Source organism: Methylomonas sp. BG-2 (assembly GCF_057766305.1).
The window spans coordinates 1-1,478 of the sequence record NZ_JBYMAP010000461.1; the positions used below are offsets into that span (position 1 = coordinate 1).

Here is a 1,478-nt window from a genome sequence, read left to right on the forward strand (position 1 = left end):
CGAAAGTCATTTGGAAGCATCGCCTGTGCCGTTGCCGGCGGCGGCTTGGTCGTTTCTGGCTGGCTTGCTGGGGTTTCTCGGCGTCAAAAAACGCCGATCCGAACCCTTGGCGGCGAAGAGAAATGCCGATAGCAGCTGGCGCAATTCTTTAACATTCATGAGCCGGACTTGATATAAAGATACGGGATGGGCTTGCTTGTCGCTTGGCCTTGGCAAATTTTCAGGGCTTAAGTGGGGCGGGCAAATTTGAATAGACAAGAAGTGTGTTAAATGACGCTATCCATGAGTTATTTAACACAGTTTAATTGGGCTTGCCGTTGCGGCGCCTGAGTTGTCTGGAGGTAATCTTTGGCCTGTTAGTTGCTTTAGTTTCGGGACTGGGTTGCTTTCGTCCATGCTTCCAAGAATCGTTGAAAATTAATCCTTCATTGGAGAACACATGAAAAACAAAATCTTTTACAAATCGAATGCTCAATCGGCATCTAAATTGGGTCTTGGGGTTGCGCTGGCGCTGGCGGGCATGGCTCAACAGGCTCAAGCGCACGTTGAGTATTACGACCTTAACCAAGGCGCGCAGATTGGTGACTTAACAACCGCCGGTAAAGCGGCTTCCACCGCGCAGTACGGCGAAACGCCGGCGGCGGTGTTGGCTTTGGCGGGTTCCGGTTTGACCGCCTCTCAGCGCGCGGCCAACGGGATAGGCGCGGCGATCAACGTGCAAAGTGATCGCCCTTTGAATGACCCCAATTTGTGGAATTCGACTTATCAGTCCTATACCGGGGTGGGCTCCTTTTCCAATGTCAACTACAGCTCCGCCGCGAGCAGCGCGACTGTCGATGTCAATGATGTAACCGATTGGGGTTGGGGTGACGGTACCCATGCTTTATTGGGCGATAGTCATAAGGTCGACTTTTTTAACTTCCGTTTGGACCAGACCTCGACAGTCACCATCAAGTGGAATGTGGATAGCGACGGCACCTATATCGACTCCGCGTTCACATTGTATGGTGGTGTGATGAATTACCAAAGTCATGATGACGCCAACGAAAAAGCCAATCCTTCAGTGGTCCCCGCAGGCAAGGTTCAGGGCGTGTTGGATTCGTTGACCGCGCCGGTCGATGCTCAAGGGATAGCGTCGTCTTTCCGCGATACCAGCAAGGCTGGCAGTCCGGGAACCTATGTCGGGCAGTTTAATGCCTTGGCAAACTGGGGGCAGTCCAACGTGTCCGGCAACTGGGGGAACATCGCCTATATCGCCGGGGTGAATGCTAACGCCAATGCGGAAGTTGCCGCCAATGGCTTTAGCGCTAACGCCGAGGATACATTGGAAACCTTGGTGATTACGCTGACGGCCGGTAATTACACGATTGCGGCATCCGGTGCGCTGGGCGCAATCGCCAATGCGGCTTTGGGTACTCTGGGAGCGGTCGATTCATTCGGTCTGAGCAATATGCACGGCCGTCTTGAGTTTTCCGCGG

General features: G+C 53.4%; 1 protein-coding gene. It reads left to right on the forward strand.

Annotated elements, in window-relative coordinates:
* Nucleotides 1-439 precede the first annotated feature (439 nt).
* The coding region (locus AC3B8H_RS21280) for a hypothetical protein (RefSeq protein ID WP_488443502.1) at nt 440-1,478 on the forward strand (1,039 nt) is incomplete at its 3' end.